This is a genomic window from Alkalidesulfovibrio alkalitolerans DSM 16529, from assembly GCF_000422245.1.
Lineage (GTDB): Bacteria > Desulfobacterota > Desulfovibrionia > Desulfovibrionales > Desulfovibrionaceae > Alkalidesulfovibrio > Alkalidesulfovibrio alkalitolerans.
The window spans coordinates 98,721-119,979 of record NZ_ATHI01000001.1; the positions used below are offsets into that span (position 1 = coordinate 98,721).

Genomic DNA, 21,259 nt, shown 5'->3' on the forward strand with positions numbered 1-21,259 from the left:
CCTTCTTGCCTAACACATTAGTCTCGCTCGGGGGAAGCCCCCTTGACGGAAAATCGGCTCCCTGCGGGCCTTTCCGGGCGATAGAGTACAGTCTGCTAGGGCAAAGGCAGGCTTTCGGCCAGAACCACGTTCGGCCGTTCGAGGATCGTGTAGGCGTAGCCGTACTCCTCGCGCGCGCCGCGCGAGACGAGGGCCACCGCCTGCCGGGAAAGCCAGACCCCGAGGTTCTTGAGTTCGAGCGCGCCGCCGCTTGGCGCGGGCCGCGAGGCGCCAAAGTCGCGCAATCCCACGAAGCGCCACTCGAAGTTCGGGCGGAAGCGGGACAGCCGGGCCGAAAGCTCGGCCTCCTCCTCGCCCAGGCACAGGACCGGCACAGGCTGGCGTCTGGTGTGGGCCAGGTGCATGGCCGCGGCAGCCCGGGCCAGCTCACAGGCGTCGTGGAGCTTTTCGGTCAGGCGGCGGGCGGCGTCCAGGAGGTCGTCCCTGCTTGCGCCCTTGGCCAGCAGAGGCTGCGAGCGCACATAGCGGAAGTATGGATTGCCGGTGACGGCGTCCTCGTTCGCGGCCACCTTCAGACAGCTCATGATGGCTCTGTCCAGGGCCGCGCGTCTGGTCCCGGCGTCGAATTCCCTGAACAGTCCCTCGAAATCCACGCGCTCTTTGCGTGCGTAGGCGCTTCGCGCCGCGCCGAGGAATGCCTCGCGATCGATGGCCGGGGCGCCCGCCGCATCTTCAGGGGAAAGGAAGGGAAAGACCTCGGGCGAAAGGATGCCTTCCCGGCTCAGGTTGAAGAAGGCCGTGCCCGCGGTCCGGGCGATGTCCGCGGCGAAGAGTTCGGCCTCCACGGCCGTGGCCAGATAGCCCAGCCGGGTGCGTACCCTGCGGCCCGCGTTGTCCGCCAGGACGGCTTCGCTGCCGTGGATCTCCACCGGACCATCGTGTGGCTCGGCGGCCGGACAGGAGGCGGGGGCGTCCGGCGTGTCGGCGGTGCAGTAGACGTCGTTTCCCCGGAAGGAGAGGTCGCAGCCCGCCATGAGAACGCGCGGCGCGTGAACGGTTTCGGCCGCGCCCAGGCAGGAGAGGAGTGAACTGAGCCAGGATTCGCGCATCCGGTAGGGGTTGGGCAGCGCGGCGAGGTCGAAGGATTCCATGAAAAAGACGCGGTGAAAGCGCGCGGCGATGGCGCTCACCGGGGCCAGACTCAGGGAGATGAGCACGCTGCGTGAAAAGTCGTCGCCAGGAGCGTAAAAGTGGCGTTGCCCCGGATAGGTGTCCAGTTGGACCACGATGTCGGGCGTCACGCCATGGACGCGCAGGAAGGGCAGGGTGCGGGCGATGGCGATGACCAGGTGGCCCTTGGCGATGTCTCTGACGCATGGCCCCAGCCCGGCCAGGGAGGGGCCGGGCATGCAGATCAGGGCGGGCAGGCCGATCCTGGTCGCAGCCAGCTTTTCGGCCAACGGCGCGTCGAGCAGCAGCGGCATGTTGCGCAGCCGGTTCAGTTCGTGGCTGTACTCGTGCGTCTGGTTTTCGTCGCGCAGGTTCAGGGGGTCCGGAATCTTGGCCGAGCCCTTGGGATAGGCCACGAACTTGGTGTGGAGGAAGGCCAGGAGCTTTTGCAGCCTCACGACCTCGCGGGGATGACGCGCAAAGGCCTTGGAGGAGGTGCAGACCACCAGCCCGTGGGCGAACAGGGCCGGGTTCAGGGAAATCGCCTCGATCATGGATTCCTCGCTGCCCGGATCGAGCAGGGTCAGGCGCGAGGCGTCGCCCGGCAGCCCGAGGGAGGGCGCGCCCAGGCAGACGACGTGCGGCGCGGGGCCTTCTCCGGGCGGAGGGATCTCGTCGATGGTGAATTTCAGTCCGGCCATGACTCGCTTCAGGGGTCGTGGGGTTCTGGGCGCAAGAGCCTGGGCCGCCGCGCGCGGCTTCATATCACCCGGAGCGCGAAAAGAGGACGTGCTTGCGCTCCGGACAATTTCTCGCACGCGGGCCGTATTGCCATGGCGATTGTGTGCCGGGCTCGCTACGGTGTCAATGTTTTTACGCCCGCGCGAGCGTGCCGGGGGAGGTTGACTTTCCCTGGCCGCCGTGTCCTTTGAAGTGGCGCGGCGTTCGGCCATGTTTCGGGGCAAGGCACTCATCTTGCAAGCGAGCCGGGCGCGGGCTCCCTTTCCGGCACGGAAACGAGGCGAAGCAAGAAAAGGCGGATGCGTGGGCCGCTCATGGGAAAGCAAGGCGATACGCCGGCAATGGCACAGTGTCAGGCGGGTGGATCGCGCAAATCAAGGGAAAGGCCGTGGGCCGAAACGGTTGGGACATGCGTAAGGTAGCGTTGATCACCGGCGTGACCGGTCAGGACGGGTCGTACTTGGCCGAACTGTTGCTGGGCAAAGGCTATGAGGTTCATGGTCTGAAGCGCAGGGCGTCCTTGTTCAACACCGAGCGGGTGGAGCATCTGTATCAGGACCCTCATGAGGCCGAGCGCCGTTTCATTCTCCACTATGGCGACATGACCGACGCCACCAATCTGATCCGCGTGGTTCAGGAAGTGCAGCCGGACGAAATCTACAATCTGGCGGCTCAGAGCCATGTGGCGGTTTCGTTCGAGACGCCGGAATACACGGCCGACTCGACGGCCTTGGGGCCTTTGCGCCTCCTGGAGGCCATCCGCATTCTCCGATTGGAGAAGAAGACCCGGTTCTATCAGGCCTCTACCTCCGAACTGTTCGGTAATTCCGGCATGGACAGGCAAAGTGAGATGACGCCGTTCAGTCCCCGCTCTCCCTATGCCGCCGCCAAGCTCTATGCCTACTGGATCACCGTCAACTACCGGGAAGCGTACGGCATGTACGCGTGCAACGGCATCCTCTTCAACCATGAGTCTCCCCGCAGGGGAGAGACGTTCGTCACTCGCAAGATCACCCGCGGCCTGACGCGGATAGCGGCGGGCATCGAATCGACGATCTGGCTCGGAAACCTCGACGCCCGGCGCGACTGGGGCCATGCCGCGGATTTCACCGAGATGATGTGGCTGATGCTGCAGCAGGATGAACCCGATGACTATGTGATTGCTACCGGGACAAGCTATTCCGTACGTGATTTCGTGGAGATCGCGGGTCGGAAGCTCGGCATGGCGGTGCACTGGCAGGGCAAAGGGGTGGATGAGATCGGCATCGACACCGTGACCGGCAACGTGGTGGTGCGCATCGATCCCAGATATTACCGCCCCACCGAGGTAAACAGCCTGACCGGCGAGGTGGAGAAGGCCAGGAAAAAGCTGGGCTGGGTTCCGAAGACGTCCTTTGAGGCCATGGTGGAGGAGATGGTCGCCTCGGACTTGGAGAAAGCCAGGCTGGAAGTGCTGTGCAGGGAAAATGGCCACGGCGTCCAGCCCGGATGCCGGGGGGAAGGATGAATCCGGGCGCACGAATCTATGTCGCGGGCCACGGGGGGCTTGTGGGTTCGGCCCTCGTGCGGCGGCTGAATGCCGAAGGGTGCGGAAATCTGATTCTGCGCACCCGCGCCGCGTTGGACCTGACCAGCCAGTCCGATGTCCGTCGATTTTTTGAGCAGGAGCGCCCCGAGTACGTCTTCCTGGCTGCGGCCAAAGTCGGCGGCATTCATGCCAACAGCCGGTATCCGGCTGACTTCATTCGCGACAATCTGCTGATCCAGACCAATGTCATCGACGCGGCCTGGCAATCCGGGGTGCGCAAATTTTTGTTCCTTGGCTCGTCCTGTATCTATCCGCGCGATGCGAGGCAGCCCATTTCGGAAGACGCCTTGTTGACCGGGCCGCTGGAAGCGACGAACGAGTGGTACGCCGTTGCCAAAATAGCGGGGATCAAGCTTTGCCAGGGGCTTCGGAGACAATATGGGTTTGACGCCATTTGCGCCATGCCGACGAATCTCTACGGCCCGGGCGACAATTTTCATCCGGAGAATTCCCACGTGGTTCCCGGTCTCATGCGCCGCTTCCATGAAGCGAGGCTTGCGGGAGCCGCCGAGGTCGAGGTCTGGGGAACCGGAACTCCGCTCAGGGAATTCCTCCATGTAGACGACTTGGCGGACGCCTTGGTTTTTCTCATGGACAACTATTCGGACGAATCCATCATCAACGTGGGCTCCCAAGCCGAGGTCTCTATTCGGGAACTGGCGGAAGCCATCGGTCGCGTTGTCGGATTCGAGGGGGCCATCCGGTTCGTGCGGCCGGAGATGGACGGCACGCCGCGCAAGTTGACTGACAGTCGCAGGCTGAAGGCCATGGGTTGGAAACCGAGGCGCGCCTTGGAGCAAGGATTGGCAGAAACCTATCGGTGGTATTGTCATGCCATTGGGCAACGGGAAGGATCATGAGCAACGCGCCCAGGATTTCAGCAATAGTGCCCACCTACAATCAGGCCGAATACCTGTGGGCGTGCCTCGATTCCATATGGTTCCAGGATTATCCGGACATCGAGATCATCGTGGTGGCGGACCCGTCGCCCGACAACACATCCGGGCTGCTCGCCGAATACGTGCGCGCCGTTGCGTCCGACACGGTGTCGCATGCCGCGCGGCTCGAGGACGACGGAACCATATCCCGCTGCGTGTATCCCCGCTATCGGGCTGCGGGCCGTACCCTGATCGTTCAGGAGAACGAGACCCGCCTCGGCCACACGCCGTCCTACAACAAGGGATTCGAGATGGCGTCCGGCGAATACTGCACTTACGTCGCCTCGGACGACATCTGCCATCCCCAGATGTTTTCCGAGATGGCGGCGTACCTCGACCGCGACGAGGCGGATTTCGTTTATTCGGACATGTTCGTGGTGGATGACGACATGCGCGTCCTGCGCGAATTCCGTCTGCCAGATTACAGTTTCGAGGATTGCTTCTGCGACTGGTACCTGTGCGGGGTGTCCAAGCTCTACCGCCGCTCGCTGCATGAGCGGTTCGGCTATTTCGACAATGCCTACACGGCAAACGACCACGAATGCTTTCTGCGTTTCGCCTTGAACGGGGCGCGCTTCAAGCATGTTCCCAAGGTGCTCTATTCCGTCCGGAGCCATGATCAGCGGGGGCGGGACGTGCATGGCGAAGAATCGTGGAAGAAGTTGCTGGCGGAATCCTCGTCCCTGGTGAGGGTTGCGCGGGAACACCGGAAGGACTGACTATTCCTTGCCGGGCGAAAAAACCGAGGGAATGTCGGGGTGGACGGAAAGGCCGGACGGCATGCGACTGATCGTCATGGGTGCCCATCTGGATCGGAAAACGAGCGATGTGCGGAATCTGTGGACTGATAAATTATGACGGCTCCCCGGCCGAGGTCGGCGTTCTCGGAAGAATGACGCGGGCGATCGCGCATCGCGGTCCAGACGGCGAGGGCGTGTGGCTGGACGGTCCGGTGGGGCTCGGGCATCGGCGGCTGGCCATCCTGGACCTCTCCGACGAGGGCGCGCAGCCCATGCGGCGCGGGCCTGTCTGCATCACCTACAACGGCGAGATCTACAATTTCCTCGAGCTTCGCGCCGAGCTCGAAGCCCACGGCCACGTCTTTTCTTCGCGCACCGACACCGAGGTCGTCCTGGCCGCCTACAGGCAGTGGGGCGAGGCCTGCGTGACGCGCTTAAACGGCATGTTCGCCTTCGCCGTCTGGGACCAGGAGCGGCGAGGCCTGTTCTTGGCCAGGGACCGCTACGGCATAAAGCCGCTGTATTACGCCTTCTTTGGCCGAAGCTTCCTGTTTGGTTCCGAGCAGAAGGCGATCCTGGCCCACCCCGAGGCCAGGCGCGCCATGGACGCCGAGGCCCTGCTGGAATACTTCACCTTCCAGAACTTCTTCACGCGCAAGACCCTGACCAGGAGCGTAGAGATGTTTCCGGCCGGATGCACGGCCTTCGTGCCCGCCACGCAGGAGGAGCGCGCCCTGCGCTTCTCGCGCTACTGGGACTTCGACTTCCGGGAGCCGGAAAGGCCGCTTGGCGAGGGCGAGTATCTCGAAGAACTGGACATGCTCTTCAGTCGAGCAGTCAAGCGGCAACTCGTCAGCGACGTGGAACTCGGGGCCTATCTGTCCGGCGGCATCGACTCGGGCTCCATCACCGCGGTGGCGGCCTCGCACCTGCCCTACATCAAGAGCTTCACCTGCGGCTTCGACCTGCGCTCGGCCTCGGGCCTGGAGCTGGCTTGCGATGAGCGGGCCAATGCCGAGTACATGTCCTACCTCTTCAAGACCGAGCACTACGAGATGGTGCTCAAGGCGGGCGACATGGAGCGCTGCCTGCCCACCCTGGCCTGGCACCTGGAAGAGCCCAGGGTGGGGCAGTGCTACCCCAACTTCTACGCGGCCAAACTGGCCTCGAAGTTCGTCAAGGTGGTGCTCGGCGGCACGGGCGGGGACGAATTGTTCGCGGGCTATCCCTGGCGCTATTACCGCGCCGCCGTGTGCAGCGATTTCGAGGACTACATCGACAAGTACTACGTCTTCTGGCAGCGGCTGATCCCAAACCGCCTCATCAAGGAGGTCTTCGCGCCCATCTGGGGCGAGGTCGGCCACGTCTGGACGCGCGACATCTTCCGCGACGTTTTCGGCGAACGCAGGCACCTGCCCTGCACGCCGGAGCAGTCCGTGAACAATTCGCTCTATTTCGAGGCCAAGACCTTCCTGCACGGCCTGCTCACGGTGGAGGACAAGATGTCCATGGCTCACGGCCTGGAGAACCGGGTGCCGTTCCTGGACAACGACCTCGTGGATTTCGCCATGCGCCTGCCGGTGTCCATGAAGCTCGGCAACCTCACCGAGGTCGTGCGGATGAACGAGAACGAGCCCGGCCCCAAGGGGCCTAAGTACTTCGAGAAAACCCGTGACGGAAAAATGGCGCTGCGCCGAGTGCTCGGCCGCCATGTGCCGCAGGACATCTCTGGCGGCGTCAAACAGGGCTTTTCCGCGCCGGACGAGAGCTGGTTCAGGGGCGAGAGCATCCGCTACGTGGCCAACCGGCTCATCAAGCGCGAAGCCGCAGTGTACGAGTATCTGGACCGCGACGCGGTGCGACGGCTGGTCATGGAGCACCTGGAGGGCAAGAAGAACCGCCGCCTGCTGATCTGGTCGCTGCTCAACGTGGAGTGCTGGCTGCGCGAGTACATCCGCGGCGAGGGGAGGGCCTGATGCTCCGGGTCGAGCGTCTCCCGGTCCGCAGCCTCCCGGACTACGACGGCCTCCTGGCCGTGTCTCCGGCGGCCATGATGACCCACTCCCCGGAGTGGCTGGACATGCTCGGGGAAGTCACAGGCGCCGAGGCCCAACTCATCGCCGCTTGGGACAGCGATGGGCTGGTCGGCGTCCTACCGTATGTGATTTCGCCCGACCAGGGGGAAGGCAGGGTCATCAACTCCCTGCCGTTCTTCGGCAGCCACGGCGGCCCCGTGTGTCGGCCCGGCCTGGACGGCTCGGACGTTCTGGAGGCTCTGGCCGGGGAGTTCGACCAGGTGGCTCGTGAGAGCGGCTGCCGCTCCGCCACTTTCATCCTTACACCCGTCGAAACCCGCTTGGAGGATTTGCGCCGGATTCTGCGCCCGGACGCGGAAGACTGGCGCCTGGGCCAGATAGCCCCGCTTCCCGGGGATCCGGAACGCATCCTGCCGGACCTAGTGGAGGGCAAGCGGCGCAACAACATCCGCAACGCCCAGCGCAAAGGGGTGACCGTGCGCGAGCGCTGCGACGACGAAGCCCTGGACTGGCTGCGGGCCATGCACGAGCGGGGTATCGGCGGCAGGGGCGGCCTGACCAAACCCGAAGCCTTTTTCGCCTGGGCCGCGCGTTCGGCGCGCTCGGGCGGCATGTGCTCGTTCCTCTTCGCCGAGAAGGACGACTGCATCGCCGCAGGCATGCTCGTGGCCCGCTTCGGCGATTGCTGGGAGTACCTAGTCCCGGCCATGGACGCTGCGGTGCAGGATAGCAACGCCCTTTCCCTCCTGGTCTACGAGGGCATGCGCCGGGCCGCCGGGGCTGGGGCCGCGCGGTGGAATTTCGGAGGCACCTGGGATACACAGGAGGGCGTGCACCGCTTCAAGAGGCAGTTCGGGGCGGAGGACCGTCCCTACCACTACCTCATCCGGATCTACGATCCGGCCTTGGCCGGAATGACCAGGGCGCGGCTGTCCGAGGCCTTTCCCTTCTTTTACAGCTTGCCCTTCAGGATGTGCGCGTCATGATCCCCCATTTGCGACCGACCATCGAAGCGGAGGACTTCCAGGCGATGCAACGGGTTATGTCCGGCCGCATGCTGGCCGAGGGCGCCCTGGCCGGGGAACTGGCCCGGCGTCTGAGCGCGCTGGCCGGAGGCGCCGGGGGCGTGGCCTGCGGGTCCGGAACCCAGGCCCTAGTCCTGGCCTTGCTGGCGGCGGGAGTCGGAACGGGCTGCCGAGTTGCCCTGCCTACCTATGTTTGCCCCAGCCTGCTGGCGGCCATCCGCCATGTGGGCGCCCGGCCCGTGTTCTGCGACATCGCTCATGATCTTCTGCTGGACCCGGACCAGGCCCTGGCGGCCGCCCAGACTTGCGAGGCCCTCATCGTGCCCCACATCCTAGGGCGCTGGCGCGACTTCTCCGCGCTACGCGGCCATAAGGCCGTGGTCATCGAGGATTTCGCTCAGTTCCTCTGCCCTGGCGAGGACTTTCCGGGACTTGTCGGCGATCTGAGTATCTTTTCCCTGCAGGCCACCAAAGTTCTTTGCGCCGGGGAAGGCGGGGTGGTCGTGGCAGCCGAGCCCGGGCTAGTGGACCGGTTGGCGGACCTTAAACGTATCGACGGTTCGATATACGCCCTCAACCTCTGGCCCCTGAGCGACCTGCAGGCCGCTCTGGGCCTGGCCCAACTCGACCGGCTCCGAGACTTCACGGCCCGCCGCGCCCGCGTGGCCGAGGCGTACCTGTCCCTGCTTCGGGATCTGCCGGGCCTGTCCTGGCCCGCAGCCGTGCGCTGTATGCATTTCCGTTTTCCCGTGCTCGTGCCCGAGGGCCGCGGGGTGGAGGGACTCATGGCAGCTTTCGAGAGTCGCGGCGTGGCGGTGCGGCGACCTGTGGACATCCTGACCCACCGTTTCGAGCCCGGGGTCAGGGACGAGGACTTTCCCGTGGCGCGAGAGGTCTGGGATCGTACCTTGTCCCTGCCCATCTATCCGGGCTTGGGCGACGGGGAGTTGGAGATGGTGCTCAATGTGGCCCGGGGCGTCCTGGGTCGGATGGGTTAGGAGGAGGTCATGGAAGAAACGATGCGCACTGAGCGCTACCGCAAGGACGAGGACCGCGAGGATCTGCTGCGCCGCCTCAACGGGCTTCTGGCGCCCTTGGACGTCGAGATCGCCGGGGCCGCTGGGATCCTGGCCCCGCGCCTGCCCGTGATCTTCATCGTCGGGGCTCCGCAGTCGGCCACCACCCTGGTGAGCCAGATATTTTCCCATGCTGGCTGCTTCGGCTACGTAAGCAATTTCGTGGCTCGCTTCTATCAGGCTCCGGGCCTGGGCCTGCTCCTGCAGCGGGCCCTGGGACTGGAAGGCGCGGCTCCGGACAGCTTCCGCTCCGAGTACGGCGTGACCTCGGGCTGGGGCGAGCCCCACGAATTCGGCTACTTCTGGGACCGCTGGTTCGACTTGGGGCAGGGCGTGCACAAGCTTGGCCCGGACCTGCTGGAGCGGGTGGACCGGGACGGCCTACGCGCGGCCATGGGCCGCATGGAAGCCGTGGACGGGCGCCCCATGGTCTTCAAGAACAACACTTGGTGCACCTTCCAGGTGGCCTTCCTCCGCCAACTTTTCCCGGACAGCCTCTGGGTGGTCTGCCAGCGGCATCCGCTCTATAACGCGCAGTCCATCGCCGTGGGCCGCAGGCTCCGCTACGGCGACATCCGCGCTTGGTGGTCCGTGCGCCCGGCGCAGTATCCGGAACTGAAGCTTCTGCCGTGGTGGGAGCAGGTGGCCGGGCAGATGCGTCACACCCTGGACGACCTGGAGGACGGCCTGGGCGCGGTGGACCCCGCAGACATCATCCGCGTGCGCTACGAGGTCCTTTGCCGGGATCCCGGCGCCCCGCTCCGGGAGGCGGTCCAGGCCCTGCGCCGCCGAAGGATCGAGGTCGTCCCGGCGGAACCTGGGGTCCATTTTGCCGCCCAGGACCGGCGCGTCCTGCCCGATGACGAATGGGAGTTGCTGCACAAGGCCTGCCTGCGTCGGTTCGGTCCCGTCCACGACGGCTGGAACATGGAGGGCTAAACATGGACCGCGTTTGCCTGACTTTCGACATTGACTGGACACCGGAGCCGGTCTGCCGCCATCTGCTCGACCTGCTGGAAGAGGCCAACATCTCAGCCACGTTCTTTCTCACGGACAGCCCGAACCTAGACCTGCCGGAGCGCCACGAGCATGCTGGGCAAGCCCTGCAACGAGGGGCTCTTCCAGTTCAAGGAAGGGCTCGGGGCCGGCCTGTGGTTCAGAAACACCCCCGTTCTGGGTCTGGAGCGAACGCCATGAAAGTGACCATCATCATCCCCCCCAAGGTGCGCGGCAAGTGGATCGTCCGCGAGGACAAGTACGTCGCGCCCGGCAACAAACAGATCGTGCCGCGCACGGCCCAGCAATTAGCCGAGCGCATCGGCCGGTGCAGCGTGGTGGGCGCCGGGTCGGTGGTCACCAGGGACGTTCCCGCCCACTCCATTGTCGGCGGGGTTCCGGCCAGGATTCTCGGGACGGTTGCGGTCGAGGGGGACGCGGTGGAATTTTACACGACCAGCGGCGCAAACGGGGAGCGGCGATGACGGACGGTGCGGTCAGGGCCGTATCCAGGCCCCGCGTGGCCTTTGTGGGCAACCAGGATAACAACGCCTATCGCCTGTGCCGCTGGCTCAGGGAACTCGGATTCGACAGCCACCTGTTCATTCATCCGGACAACCTGACGCAGCGGCGGTCGCATCCGGCGCTGGTCAGTCCGGGGCTGGACATCGCCGCCTGCCCGTGGACGCACATCTATTCCGATCTCGACGCGTGGTATCCGTATTTCGGCAAGACCCCGGCGTCCAGGCGAATCGAGAACGACTTCGACGCGGTCGTGACCAGCGGCTCGTCCGTCATGTTCGGCCTGCAGTTCGACCGGATTCCGGTGTTCCACATCGCCCTGGGCGGCGACGTGCGCGACATCCCGCGCATCGGGTGGTTCGGCCCGCATCCCTTTGACGAGAAGATACGGGGCTTCATCTTCCGGAAGGCGCTTCGTCACTGCACCCGCATCTTCAGCGGCATGTCCGGCGGCACGGCCATGACCATGCGCGAACTGCGCATGCAGGGCCGGGTCACCTTCGTCAGTTTGCCCGAGGACCAGCGACACAACCTCGACGTGCGCGACGAGACCCTCCTGGCCCGTCTGAACGACGCCTACGGCCGGTACGACAAGGTCTTCCTCTGGTTGTCACGCCTCAACTACCAGGTCCGGGACAACCAGTACAAGGGGGCGGACAGCTTTCTGCAGGCGTTCGCGCGGATCGCGAAGACGCGCAACGTGCGGGCGGTGGTCGCGCGGCACGGCAACGACGCCGACGCCTTCCACGCCCTGGCCGGGGAACTGGGCGTGCTGGAGCATATCGATTTCGTCGATCATCTTTCGTTCTGGGAACTGGCGACCTATCTCTCCATTTCGAACGCCGTGGTCTTCGACAGTCTGCAGCCTGGGAGCAACGCCATCGGCGGTTTGACGCGCGAAGCCCTGTCCGTGGGCGCATGCGTGGTGCGCCAGATCAACATAGAAATAATCAGCGTCCTGTACGGTTCGCGTGTTCCGCTACGCGTGGCGCACGATGCCGACGACTGCCATGCGGCCATGCTTCACTATCTCGACATGAGCGCCGAGGAGTTCGCGGCGCTTCGGGAATCGGTCCTGACCTGGGCCGGGGAGCACCTGGACTACAGGCGGTCCTTTGCCATGCGGCAGATCGCGTGCGAACTGACGACTTACGCCTGGGCCAACACGCTCCTGCACAGGGAGTTCGCTGTGTCTCGCAGGGGGGAGCGCGCGATCCTGTTCGTCCAGCGTCTTCTCCTCATGGCCCAAAGAAAGTTTCGCACCCTGCTCCGGAGAAACGATGGCGGCTGAAATTGCTGCGGCATGTCCGCCCCAATCCAGGCCGCGCCTGGTGCACCTCTTCAACGCCTTTGAGGTGGGCGGCGTGGAGCGGCAGCACATGATGCTCGTCGAGCGGCTCGCCCCCCGTTTCGAGCAGGCGTGCTGGTCGTACATCCACGGGCCGCTCGAAGCGGAGTTGGACGCGCTTTGCATCCCCCACCGCGCCGGGGATTTCGCGGTGCTGCGCGACATGCTGGACGCGGGAACCTTCGATTGCGCCGTGGTCCGCACCAACCGCCATGCGCGCGAAGTCGCCGCGTATTTCGCCTCCTCGTCCGTCCCGGTGGTCTACATCAGGAGTTTTCTGCGCTGGTTCGAAGGCAATGACACTCATTTCGATCCGGAATTCGAACGGCTGAGCTACGCCTACCCCGAACATGTCTTTTTCAGTGGTCCCTCACTGCAACGTAGCGCCCGGAGACTGGGCATCCCGATCAAGGGCGGCGAAATTCTCTTCAATGGCGTGGACATGGCCCGCTTCTGCGCCGCGCCGCGCACTCCGCCGCCGCAGGATGCGCCCCTTCGCGTCGGCATCCTGGCCAACATCGCGCCCCACAAGAACCAACTCGCAGCCGTGACGGTGTTGCGGCCGGGCATGGAGGCCGGGTGGTGCACCCTGCACCTTGCGGGCGAGGAGCAGTATCCCGACTACGCCCGGCAGGTACGCGAAGCGGCCGCCGGGCTGCCCGTGGAGTTCCGGGGATATGTTGCCCAGGCCGAGACGTTCTACGACGACATCGACGTCCTGCTGCTCACCTCCACCAGGGAAGGCTGGCCCACGGTGATCATGGAGGCCATGGCCGCCGGGCTGCCGTGCGTTGCGCCCGACGTGGGCGATGTCGGGATACTGCTTGGCAGCGGCGAGCACGGCATGCTCTATCCCGCGGGGCGGTTCGAGGCCGTGCCGACGCTGCTCGCCGAGTTGCGCGCGCCCGACCGGTACAGGCGCTATGCGGACAGGGCGCGCCAGCGCGGGATGGATTTCGACATTGACCGGACCTGCGCGATCCTTGAGCGGGCCATACGGCGCGTCATTGGCGAACGCGCGGCGGGAGAGGGACGATGACGGGCGAGCGCGCGGCATCGCGGCCGGAAGTCCTGGCCATCATCCCGGCCCGCGGCGGCTCCAAGGGGCTACCCAGGAAGAACGCCCTCATGCTTGGCGACAGACCCCTCGTGGCGTGGTCCGTGAGCGTGGCCAGGGCGGCGCGCAACATCACGCGGGTGGTCGTGTCCACCGACGACCCCGAGATCGCGGACATCGCCAGGGAATACGGGGCCGAGGTGCCGTTCCTGCGCCCGGCCCACCTGAGCGGCGACAGGGCGGACGTGGGGCTGGCCTTGCAACACATCCGCAACGGCCTCTTCGAACGGGAGAGATACCGGCCGCTGGGGCAGGTGGTGCTCTACCCCACGCACCCATTCCGCAGGCGCTCCACCATCGAACACCTCGTGGACACGCTGCTGGCCGGGTACGAGACGGTCTCCACCGTCCGGCGGATCGACACGCCGCAGGAGCGGTTCTTCTGCGAGGAGGGCGGTCTGCTGCATCCCTACGGCGAGGCGGAGGTGGCCATGGCGCTGGCGCCGCACGTGCGCACCTACGGATACTGCTACGGCAGGTATCTGGATTTTTCGGCCGCCGGACACTACCAGCACGTGCTCACCGATCCCGTCGAACTCATCGATATCGACGCGGAGGAAGATCTGGAACTGGCCAGAAAGGTATTGGAACACAACCTGTTCGATTTCGAATTATGAAGCTGCTGCTACCCATTTTCATCGCCGACGCGGAACTGGACTGGACCGCTCCGCCCTTGTCCGGCCTTTTGGCCGAACGGCTCGTCATGGTGCGCGATCAGGCGTCCGCAGCCGACGTCCGGGTGTTCACGGACTCCGATCATGTGGCTGCACTGGCGGCCGCACTTTCGCTGCCGTGCACCAAGACCCAGGCCCCGCCTCCCGGCCCGCTGCACGCGCGCGCGCTGGCCCTGCCCGGCATTGACGGCATCTCTTCCGACGAACCGCTGCTCGTCCTCGACTTCAGGACGGTCACCGTCACCGGAAGCGACATCCAGCTTGCCCGCACGGCCTTCGAGGAAAACCCGGCCGAGCCCGTCATCTCGATGGAAAAGCCCAGGGACAATCCGGTCCAGTTCCGGACCACGTACACCGTCCTCGATTCGGGGGTTTTGCACCTGTTGGCGTCCGAAGACGCCGTCGCGGACCTTCGGGAAAGGCTGCGGCTTCCCGTGGCCGCGGCAAGCCGGGCGTTCCCCGCCCGCGCCGGCATGGGCGGGCTCGAGCCGGGGGATGGCGTGTTGACGGTGCGTGAGGACGCCGACTCGGCGCGTATTGTCTGGCTGAACCAGCCTCCGGCCGGGAGTGCGTCCATTATCGCCGTGTCGGCCCGCCGCGAGGGGGTTGTCCGGGTGTCGGAAAACGGAAACGGCTGTGTCCTGGACGTTTCAGCCCCTCCCATGTCCGTGCTGAGCCTTGTGCCGTTTTCCCGGACCGGGATCGTCGCGGAGTTCCCCGAGACGCTGCCGCTGGAGAGGGGCAGCGTGGCGCTCCCTGTCCCGGAAGGCGCGGTCAGCGGCTATCTCTATACTGTGGAGAGCCATGTGGGCAGTGGGGCATACGCGGCGTCCACTCCTCATGTCCCAAGCCTTGCCTGCAAGGCCAGGGTCGTGACCGGGCGCCAGGACTTCCCCGATATTTTTCGCTTCGACGAAGCGTTGTGCCTCGGCACCCGAAGGCAATTGCTCGAACTCGACGAGCGCATGGCCTCGGGAAGGGTGCAGCGCCTGCCCAACGCCTCGCGCGAATCGATCCGGGTGCTGACGTTCCTGGACGTCCTGCGCCACGAAGTCTGGCAGGCGGGCCGAGACGACCTGCGGGATGGTGCGGCATGACGGGGCCGACCGTTTTTCCGCTTTTCGAGCGCGTCCGGGAGTCGTCGGTTTCAGCCGTTGGGCGGGACATGCTCCTGGGCGGCGGGGAAGGTCTGCGGACGTTCTACAAAAATTTTTGCCGGGGCGGCGAACAAGAGGGCGAGGCGAGCGCGTCCGGCGCGCTCACGTTCTCCTCGCTGCGCTGCGTCATTCCCGAGGAAGCGGCCCTGCCTTCCTTGCTCCGGTCGATTTCGCCCTGCGCAGGGAAGGGATTCATCGGATGCGATCAGGTCAGCCGCGCGGCGCACCATCTCGACGTTTCCGGGGCGGTCCGGCCGCTTCCCGCGCCGGGCGGCAGGCCCCTGGCCTCGACTCTCCATGCCGGGGGCCGCACCTACATGCTGGCGCAGGACGGTTCGACTCTCTGGATTGCCGAAGGCGACCTGTCCGCAGTCGAGAGCATCGGCCTGCCAGAGGGCATCGGCCCGAACGCCACGCTCGTACAGGCCGGAGCGGACGGTGCGACCATCCTGTCTCCCGCCGCGAAAGTCCTTTTCAGGCTCGGCCCCTCGTGGACCCTGGCGGATCGAAGGCGGCTTTGTTGCCACCACCGGCTTCAGACCGGCGCGCCGTTTCGGGACGGGCATGTATTCCTGGAATCGCTCGGCGACGGGTATTGCGGCGCCAACCTGTTGTATTTTCCGCCGCAAGGCCCGCCACGGCACGTCGCTGGCGGGTTCAGGTCGCCAGGGCACGTCAGCGCCTTCGAACATGGCCTTTTGGTCTGCGATTTTTCCGGGCTGCACATCCTGGTCATGGACGGCCTGAACGTGCTCCGCTCGGTCTGCATGCCGTGGACGCCCCTGCTGCGATGGCTCGGGCGCGACCGGGGCGTCGGGTATGAAGCGGCGCTGGTGGACGGTTCGCTGTACGTGGCCTGTAAGTTCAACGTGCCGCTTGTCGGCAGCAGCCATTCGTATTGCGTCGTGCACGGCGTGGTCGAAGGGATTTCCGTGATCCATGGCGAGTGAGGTCCGGACGGATGACGGGAAAACACTGAAGAGAAGGAAGCGCTTCATGGCGACTCACACGGTCATCTGCACGGCTCCGTGGCGGACCATCACCCTGGCGGAGAATCGCTACCGCCCTTGCTGCCGGATCGTCGCCGGGGAATACTCCCGGTTTCCGACGACGCAAGAAGAGTTGATGGCGCACGTCAACAGCCCCTTCATGCGGGAACTGCGCAGGCAGGTCCACGCCAAAGAGATCGGCGGGACCATCTGCGAGAGTTGCGTCCGCTCCGGCATGAACGAGCCGGAGCTGTACGACTATCGCCATATGGCGGACCCGCGCCTTCTCGAAAGGATCGACAAAACCCGCGATGCTGTCCGCCGGGGTGCGGAGGTTCTGAACGAGCCTCCCCTCGAACTGGGGTTTTCTTTTCCTGGCGTGTGCAACATTCATTGTAAGATGTGCACGGTGCATTCGTATTCCAAGCTCGGGAAACGGCGGATCGGCAATGTCTTTCTCGACGACGCCAAGGCGCTCCTGTCGTCCGTCGGATTCGAAAACGTCGCGACTTTGCGCATCGGCGGCGGCGAGCCTCTGTTCAATCCGGCCACGCTCGAAATGATGGAATACGCGGCCGAGCGAATGCACCCGGAAACGGTCCTTTCGACCGGAACCAACGGCAAGGAGCTTGCCAGGCGCATCGACCTGCTCAAAAGGTTTCCCAACCTCGACATGAACATCAGCGTGGACGCCGTCGGCTCCGCATACGAGACCATCCGGGTGGGCATCGCCTGGGAGACCATTCTCGAAAACCTGCGCCTGGTGAGCGAAACGGCCAGGAACTTTCCCAATTGGCACATCACCACGCGCACGGTCCTGATGCGCACGAGCCTGCCGAGCCTGCCGGAACTGGTCGGACTTTTTCTCGATCACGGTTTCAAGCCGCTCTTCGCGCCGATCTTCGGCGATTTCTACGACGAGAACATCTACTGGTATTCGGGACTGCTGGCCGACATGGATTGGAAGGCCCACTTTGCCGAGGCCATCGCCGTGGCCAAGTCCCGGGGAAGCGACGGCGTGGCAGGAGAGCTGGCCTTCCGCCTGGCCGAGCTGCGCCGCCAGATCGAGAAGGGCGACTACGGATACTACCGGGCTTCGCCCACGCAGTTCCGGCGGTTCGCGGACTGGTGCGAACGGCACTTCGCCGGAAAACGGATCGCGCTGTTCGGCATGACCGAGGAAATCGGATACTTCCTGCACTACTATCATTCCGTGAAAACCAGCTTCACCATCGGCGCCATCGCCCTGCTCGAAGACATTCCCGCCCAGGTGACGGGCGTGCTCGGGATAGACCGGGTGCCGCCCGAGACACTGGCCGACTGGCAAGGGCCGATTCTGGTCTCCTGCGATTCCCGCAGTTTCGGGCGGTACATGGATTACGCGCGTGACACCTACCCCATGGACCGGGTCGCGGTGCTCTCGTCCGACACGGTCGAGGCCGACGTGCCCGGCGTTCTGGAGCGGGTGGGCGACGCGCCGGTGGTGCTTTTCGGCGCGGGCGGGTTCAGCGCCATGCTCCTTCGCAGCACGCACCTGTCACGGGCGAACATCGTCGCGTTCTCAGACAACGACAAAGCGAAGTGGGGGACCCGTTTCGAGGGCAAGCCTGTTGTCGCCCCGGCCTTGATCCCCGAGGTGGCCAGGGATGTGATCGTCTGTAGCCGTGCCTACGAATACGACATCGCTCGATCCCTGCAAAACGCTCACGGCGACAGGCTGGCCGTACACACGCTATTCTCCTGAGCGCGGCGCGCCATCCCAGGCCGGGGCTGTTGAAAAACAACCCGGCGCAATCCGGAGGGTGACGTCGTCAGGGCCGAGCCAATCCGCGAGCCCGCTTCGCCACCTCGGCCCGCAGGGCGGCGAGGTTCGGGTGGGAGGCGACGCCTCCTTCGCCGCTCCAGGCCAGCGCCCTGGCCGCGAGAACGGGAGTCAGGTCGTGGTCCGGGCCGAGGCGTTCCGCCGTTTCGCACGCCAAGGCGGCCAGCGAGACGCCGCCGTCCCTGGTAGCGGCGAGCAGGCGGGCGCAGCGCTCCCATTGCCCGAACCGCCGACCGAACAGGAAAGCCGTCTCGCCGATCCACTCCAGCGTGTCCGTCCGGTAATGATCGGCAAGGCAGACCGTCAGGTCGAGAACGGCGCCGAAGTCGCCCCTTTCCAGGAGCGGCCAGAAGGCGACGATGAAGTCGTGCCGGAAAAGACTCAGGGGCAGAGGAAGGCGTTTTGCCAGCCGGGGCCACTGCGATCCGTCGGCAGCGACCATCTCCCTGACCACTGCCTGACTCCGCTTCGCGGCGAAATACTCCAGTCCCTTGTCGGGCCGGGCCATGGCCGTCTTTTCCTCGAGCAGTTCGGCGAGCAGGGGGCGTTGCTCGCCCGCTTCGGCGGCCTGCCGGTAGAAGGCTGCGGCCTGGTCAGGAACGTTGCAGATGTCGTGCAGCAAGCCCTTGTCATAGGAGGTCAGCGGCGGGCGCGGTGACGAGGCGGCGAGCCGGATCACCTGCCGATAGTGACCGGGTAGCCGATCCATGGTTTTCTGGAAATCGGCGAGCTCAACGACGCGCCGCCGTCCGGCCCGGCCCATGGCCCGCCAGGTCTCCCTGCCTGCGCGGGCGATGCTTTCAAGCGCGGCCACTGTGGCCTGCACGTCCCTTGGCGGCACGTGCCAGCCGGTGACGCCGTGTTCGGCCCAGAAAGAGACGGTCCTCAAGTCGTGCGTGACGACCGGCCGCTCCATGGCAAAGGCTTCGAGCACGGTAGCGGGGTTGAAGTCGTTGCTGTGCAGGGACAAAACGATGTCCGAGGCTTCATAGAGCGTCGCGATGTCCTCGTCGTTGCGCACCGTGTCCATGAAGACGGTGGTCCGCGCGATGTCCGGCCTGGCTGCCAGGCGTTCGTAGTAGAGCGACTCGCGGGTGATGTGGTGTCCGGTGACCACGAGCCGTGCGGGGCGGGTCCTGCCGAATTCGGCCACGGCCTGCATGGCGATGTCCACGTTGGCCGGAAGGCTTGGAGTCCTGGGGCTGAGAAAGAGGATTTCGTCCGGCCCGATGCCGAGCCTTTCGCGCAGCCGGGCAGCCCGCTCCGCGTGTCTGCCGGGCGAGAAGATGGCCAGGTCCACGCCCCAGGAGTGCCAGAAGGCCCGCTCGGCGGGCAGCCCTTTGGCGACGACGTCGTCCATGTACGGCTTGGATGAGAACGAGACGCCGTCCAGCAGGGTGCCGCAGGGGAGTTGGTCGAGTATCGCGCGATGGAAGAGCGGGGAAAACGGGTCTTTGCTGTGCACGAAATCCCATGGCGAGCAAATCGCGGGAACGGTGCGGATGAAGAAGCCAAGGCTGGCCGGAAAATGGGTCGAGTGGGCGTGCACCAGGTCGATGCCCAGGGCTTTCAGCCGGTCCTCGATCCATCGGACCAGCCGTAACGGGGCGGAGAAGAGGTCCTTTGGCAGGTCCAACACCGTGAAGTCGTGGGCCGAGGGGTCGAAGTGGGGCGGAACGTTGTCCGTGAACACCACGTTGCGCACTCCGCGCCGACAGAGTTCGTCCACCCGCCGGACCAGATGGCAGGAGGCGACCCATCCGATGTGCGCTATGCCGAGTTGCCCTTGCGCCACGTCTCCTCCGTTCAGCCCACGGCAGCGGCGAGCGCATCGACGACCTGGATATGCTCCTCCTCGGTCATGCCGTGGAACATGGGCAGCGCCAGGGCGTGCCGGAACGCGAAGGCGCTGTTGGCCATGTCGCCTCCGAACCGGACAAGGGGGTTGTCGTTGAAGGCCTTGTGCATGTGCAGGGAGTAGGTCCCGATCTGAGCCTCGATGCCCTTCTCGCGCATGGCCGCCATGACCGCGTCGCGGTTCTTTACGAACACGCAGAAGGTCTGCCACGAATGCTCTCCGCCCGCGACTGCTTCCGGCAGGTCGATGCCCGGTCTTGCCGCCAGCAGGTCCTTGTATCGCGCGGCGAGCACTCGGCGCTCGGCCAGGAGTTCGTCCACGTCCTCCATCTGGGCCAGCCCGATGGCGGCCAGCACATTGGAGAGCTTGTAGTTGGCGCCGATGCGGTCGAAGCTCGTGGCCAGCCGGGATTCGGACACGCCCATGCCGAAATGCTTGTACGACAGCATCCAGTCCGCCCATTCGGCGTTGTCCGTGGTGATGACGCCGCCCTCGCCGGTGGTCACGAACTTGCGCGGGTGGAAGCTGAAGACCGAGATGTCGGCGTGGGTTCCGACCATGGCCCCGCCTTGGGAGGCCCCAAGGGAGCACGCCGCGTCTTCCAGGATGAAGAAGCCGTGTTTCGCCTTGAGGGCGTCGAGGCGTCCGTAGTCCAGCGGGCTGCCGAACAGCGAAACCGGGATGACCGCCCTGGTTCTGGGCGTGACGGCCCGCTCCAGGGCGTCGCAGTCGATGAGCATGGTCCTCGGGTCCACGTCCACCACGACGGCGGTCGCGCCCACGATGTTCACGACACAGGCCGTGGCCGGGTACGTGTAGTCCGGGACGATGACCTCGTCGCCCGGCCCGATGCCCAGACAGCGCAGGCCCACTTCGAGCCCGGCGGTACAGGAGGTGACAGCCAGGGCATGCCGGCAGCCGATGAAGTCGCGAATGGCCGTCTCGAACTCTTGGGTGACGGACCCTTCGGTCAGATAGCCGGAGTCCAGCACGTCGAGAACCCGTTGCCTGAGCTTGTCGGTGACGTACGGCTTGATGAGCGGAATGGCGTACATGGCTGCTCCTGTTCGATTCCCGCGCCCTTGCGCCTGCCTTCGACTCCGGCCTAGCGCCCGTCGCGCCGCGCGATGAATTTTCGCGGGCCTTGTCCGAGCATCGCTTTGGCCTTGAAGGTGCGTTTCTTCTCCGCGTCTTTGGGGGCGAGCCACGCGATCCGTGACAACGGCCAGTCCGTCCGGCCCTGACCAGATGTTTCCGTCCGCGGCGGCGGATTCGAGGATGCTTTTTGCCGCCATCCTCGATGAAAATCCAACGAATCATATGGTTCATCGGCCAGCGTGTCCATTGCCTTGAAGACGCTTGGTTCCGACTTTCCTATCATGCGGACGAAACCGGTGACCACGTCGCACCTTCGCCATTGCCTTGCCAAGCCCGCAACAACGATCGCCCGTGCGGCGGTTGC

Annotated in this window: 18 protein-coding genes and 1 pseudogene; 15 read left to right on the forward strand and 4 right to left on the reverse strand. The window is 65.2% G+C overall.

Going from position 1 to position 21,259, the window contains the following annotated elements; translation table 11 throughout:
• Positions 1–95: 95 nt before the first annotated feature.
• Positions 96–1,871 carry a 6-hydroxymethylpterin diphosphokinase MptE-like protein gene (locus DSAT_RS00475; protein WP_020885601.1) on the reverse strand — a complete coding sequence of 592 codons (1,776 nt, stop codon included), beginning with the start codon at positions 1,869–1,871 and terminating at the stop codon, positions 96–98.
• Positions 1,872–2,320: 449 nt separating this feature from the next.
• On the opposite strand from DSAT_RS00475, the gene gmd reads away from it, so the two are divergent.
• The 15 genes and pseudogenes from gmd (at position 2,321) to DSAT_RS00545 (ending at position 17,861) form a co-directional block, all read left to right on the forward strand.
• On the forward strand, positions 2,321–3,418 hold the full coding sequence (gene gmd / locus DSAT_RS00480) for a GDP-mannose 4,6-dehydratase (protein WP_040370457.1): 1,098 nt from the start codon (positions 2,321–2,323) through the stop codon (positions 3,416–3,418).
• Entirely contained in the window at positions 3,415–4,359 is a 945-nt protein-coding gene (locus DSAT_RS00485) for a GDP-L-fucose synthase family protein (protein ID WP_020885603.1), read from the forward strand. Before gmd ends, DSAT_RS00485 begins: the two co-directional genes overlap by 4 nt.
• Positions 4,356–5,156: a glycosyltransferase gene (locus tag DSAT_RS00490; protein WP_020885604.1), complete on the forward strand. Its 801-nt coding sequence runs from the start codon at positions 4,356–4,358 to the stop codon at positions 5,154–5,156. Before DSAT_RS00485 ends, DSAT_RS00490 begins: the two co-directional genes overlap by 4 nt.
• Positions 5,157–5,263: 107 nt before the next feature.
• On the forward strand, positions 5,264–7,153 hold the full coding sequence (asnB, locus tag DSAT_RS00495) for an asparagine synthase (glutamine-hydrolyzing) (RefSeq protein ID WP_020885605.1): 1,890 nt from the start codon (positions 5,264–5,266) through the stop codon (positions 7,151–7,153).
• Entirely contained in the window at positions 7,153–8,199 is a 1,047-nt protein-coding gene (locus DSAT_RS00500) for a GNAT family N-acetyltransferase (protein WP_020885606.1), read from the forward strand. Before asnB ends, DSAT_RS00500 begins: the two co-directional genes overlap by 1 nt.
• The gene (locus tag DSAT_RS00505; RefSeq protein WP_020885607.1) at positions 8,196–9,236 is read left to right on the forward strand and encodes a DegT/DnrJ/EryC1/StrS family aminotransferase; all 1,041 of its coding nucleotides are present in this window, start codon (positions 8,196–8,198) and stop codon (positions 9,234–9,236) included. Before DSAT_RS00500 ends, DSAT_RS00505 begins: the two co-directional genes overlap by 4 nt.
• A gap of 9 nt (positions 9,237–9,245) precedes the next feature.
• Positions 9,246–10,253 carry a sulfotransferase gene (locus DSAT_RS00510; protein WP_020885608.1) on the forward strand — a complete coding sequence of 336 codons (1,008 nt, stop codon included), beginning with the start codon at positions 9,246–9,248 and terminating at the stop codon, positions 10,251–10,253.
• 2 nt (positions 10,254–10,255) lie between these two features.
• Positions 10,256–10,366 (forward strand): annotated as a pseudogene (locus DSAT_RS15905) (polysaccharide deacetylase WbmS family protein); the annotation flags it as partial.
• 141 nt (positions 10,367–10,507) lie between these two features.
• Entirely contained in the window at positions 10,508–10,795 is a 288-nt protein-coding gene (locus DSAT_RS15810) for an acyltransferase (RefSeq protein WP_020885610.1), read from the forward strand.
• On the forward strand, positions 10,792–12,123 hold the full coding sequence (locus DSAT_RS00520) for a glycosyltransferase (RefSeq protein ID WP_020885611.1): 1,332 nt from the start codon (positions 10,792–10,794) through the stop codon (positions 12,121–12,123). The genes DSAT_RS15810 and DSAT_RS00520 overlap by 4 nt, the downstream gene beginning before the upstream one ends.
• On the forward strand, positions 12,113–13,219 hold the full coding sequence (locus DSAT_RS14655; protein ID WP_020885612.1) for a glycosyltransferase family 4 protein: 1,107 nt from the start codon (positions 12,113–12,115) through the stop codon (positions 13,217–13,219). Before DSAT_RS00520 ends, DSAT_RS14655 begins: the two co-directional genes overlap by 11 nt.
• Positions 13,216–13,914, forward strand: a complete 699-nt coding sequence (locus DSAT_RS15660; RefSeq protein WP_020885613.1) for an acylneuraminate cytidylyltransferase family protein — start codon at positions 13,216–13,218, stop codon at positions 13,912–13,914. Before DSAT_RS14655 ends, DSAT_RS15660 begins: the two co-directional genes overlap by 4 nt.
• Entirely contained in the window at positions 13,911–15,068 is a 1,158-nt protein-coding gene (locus tag DSAT_RS00535) for a hypothetical protein (protein WP_020885614.1), read from the forward strand. Before DSAT_RS15660 ends, DSAT_RS00535 begins: the two co-directional genes overlap by 4 nt.
• Entirely contained in the window at positions 15,065–16,078 is a 1,014-nt protein-coding gene (locus tag DSAT_RS14665; RefSeq protein WP_020885615.1) for a hypothetical protein, read from the forward strand. The genes DSAT_RS00535 and DSAT_RS14665 overlap by 4 nt, the downstream gene beginning before the upstream one ends.
• A 46-nt stretch (positions 16,079–16,124) precedes the next feature.
• Positions 16,125–17,861 carry a radical SAM protein gene (locus DSAT_RS00545; RefSeq protein ID WP_020885616.1) on the forward strand — a complete coding sequence of 579 codons (1,737 nt, stop codon included), beginning with the start codon at positions 16,125–16,127 and terminating at the stop codon, positions 17,859–17,861.
• 67 nt (positions 17,862–17,928) lie between these two features.
• On the opposite strand, the gene DSAT_RS00550 is transcribed toward DSAT_RS00545, so the two are convergent.
• Genes DSAT_RS00550 through DSAT_RS15245 form a run of 3 tightly spaced genes read right to left on the reverse strand, consistent with a single transcriptional unit; the run spans position 17,929 to position 21,199 of the window.
• Positions 17,929–19,734, reverse strand: coding sequence for a glycosyltransferase family 4 protein (locus tag DSAT_RS00550; RefSeq protein ID WP_020885617.1), 1,806 nt, complete (start codon positions 19,732–19,734; stop codon positions 17,929–17,931).
• Between the two features lie 11 nt (positions 19,735–19,745).
• On the reverse strand, positions 19,746–20,852 hold the full coding sequence (locus DSAT_RS00555) for a DegT/DnrJ/EryC1/StrS family aminotransferase (RefSeq protein WP_020885618.1): 1,107 nt from the start codon (positions 20,850–20,852) through the stop codon (positions 19,746–19,748).
• Between the two features lie 50 nt (positions 20,853–20,902).
• On the reverse strand, positions 20,903–21,199 hold the full coding sequence (locus DSAT_RS15245) for a hypothetical protein (RefSeq protein ID WP_152490169.1): 297 nt from the start codon (positions 21,197–21,199) through the stop codon (positions 20,903–20,905).
• Positions 21,200–21,259 lie beyond the last annotated feature (60 nt).

Excerpts from the sequence above, each read along its gene's own strand:
- DSAT_RS00475 (WP_020885601.1), bottom strand. The coding sequence starts at position 1,871 with ATGGCCGGACTGAAATTCACCATCGACGAGATCCCTCCGCCCGGAGAA.
- gmd (WP_040370457.1), top strand. The coding sequence starts at position 2,321 with ATGCGTAAGGTAGCGTTGATCACCGGCGTGACCGGTCAGGACGGGTCG.
- DSAT_RS00485 (WP_020885603.1), top strand. The coding sequence starts at position 3,415 with ATGAATCCGGGCGCACGAATCTATGTCGCGGGCCACGGGGGGCTTGTG.
- DSAT_RS00490 (WP_020885604.1), top strand. The coding sequence starts at position 4,356 with ATGAGCAACGCGCCCAGGATTTCAGCAATAGTGCCCACCTACAATCAG.
- asnB (WP_020885605.1), top strand. The coding sequence starts at position 5,264 with ATGTGCGGAATCTGTGGACTGATAAATTATGACGGCTCCCCGGCCGAG.
- DSAT_RS00500 (WP_020885606.1), top strand. The coding sequence starts at position 7,153 with ATGCTCCGGGTCGAGCGTCTCCCGGTCCGCAGCCTCCCGGACTACGAC.
- DSAT_RS00505 (WP_020885607.1), top strand. The coding sequence starts at position 8,196 with ATGATCCCCCATTTGCGACCGACCATCGAAGCGGAGGACTTCCAGGCG.
- DSAT_RS00510 (WP_020885608.1), top strand. The coding sequence starts at position 9,246 with ATGGAAGAAACGATGCGCACTGAGCGCTACCGCAAGGACGAGGACCGC.
- DSAT_RS15810 (WP_020885610.1), top strand. The coding sequence starts at position 10,508 with ATGAAAGTGACCATCATCATCCCCCCCAAGGTGCGCGGCAAGTGGATC.
- DSAT_RS00520 (WP_020885611.1), top strand. The coding sequence starts at position 10,792 with ATGACGGACGGTGCGGTCAGGGCCGTATCCAGGCCCCGCGTGGCCTTT.
- DSAT_RS14655 (WP_020885612.1), top strand. The coding sequence starts at position 12,113 with ATGGCGGCTGAAATTGCTGCGGCATGTCCGCCCCAATCCAGGCCGCGC.
- DSAT_RS15660 (WP_020885613.1), top strand. The coding sequence starts at position 13,216 with ATGACGGGCGAGCGCGCGGCATCGCGGCCGGAAGTCCTGGCCATCATC.
- DSAT_RS00535 (WP_020885614.1), top strand. The coding sequence starts at position 13,911 with ATGAAGCTGCTGCTACCCATTTTCATCGCCGACGCGGAACTGGACTGG.
- DSAT_RS14665 (WP_020885615.1), top strand. The coding sequence starts at position 15,065 with ATGACGGGGCCGACCGTTTTTCCGCTTTTCGAGCGCGTCCGGGAGTCG.
- DSAT_RS00545 (WP_020885616.1), top strand. The coding sequence starts at position 16,125 with ATGGCGACTCACACGGTCATCTGCACGGCTCCGTGGCGGACCATCACC.
- DSAT_RS00555 (WP_020885618.1), bottom strand. The coding sequence starts at position 20,852 with ATGTACGCCATTCCGCTCATCAAGCCGTACGTCACCGACAAGCTCAGG.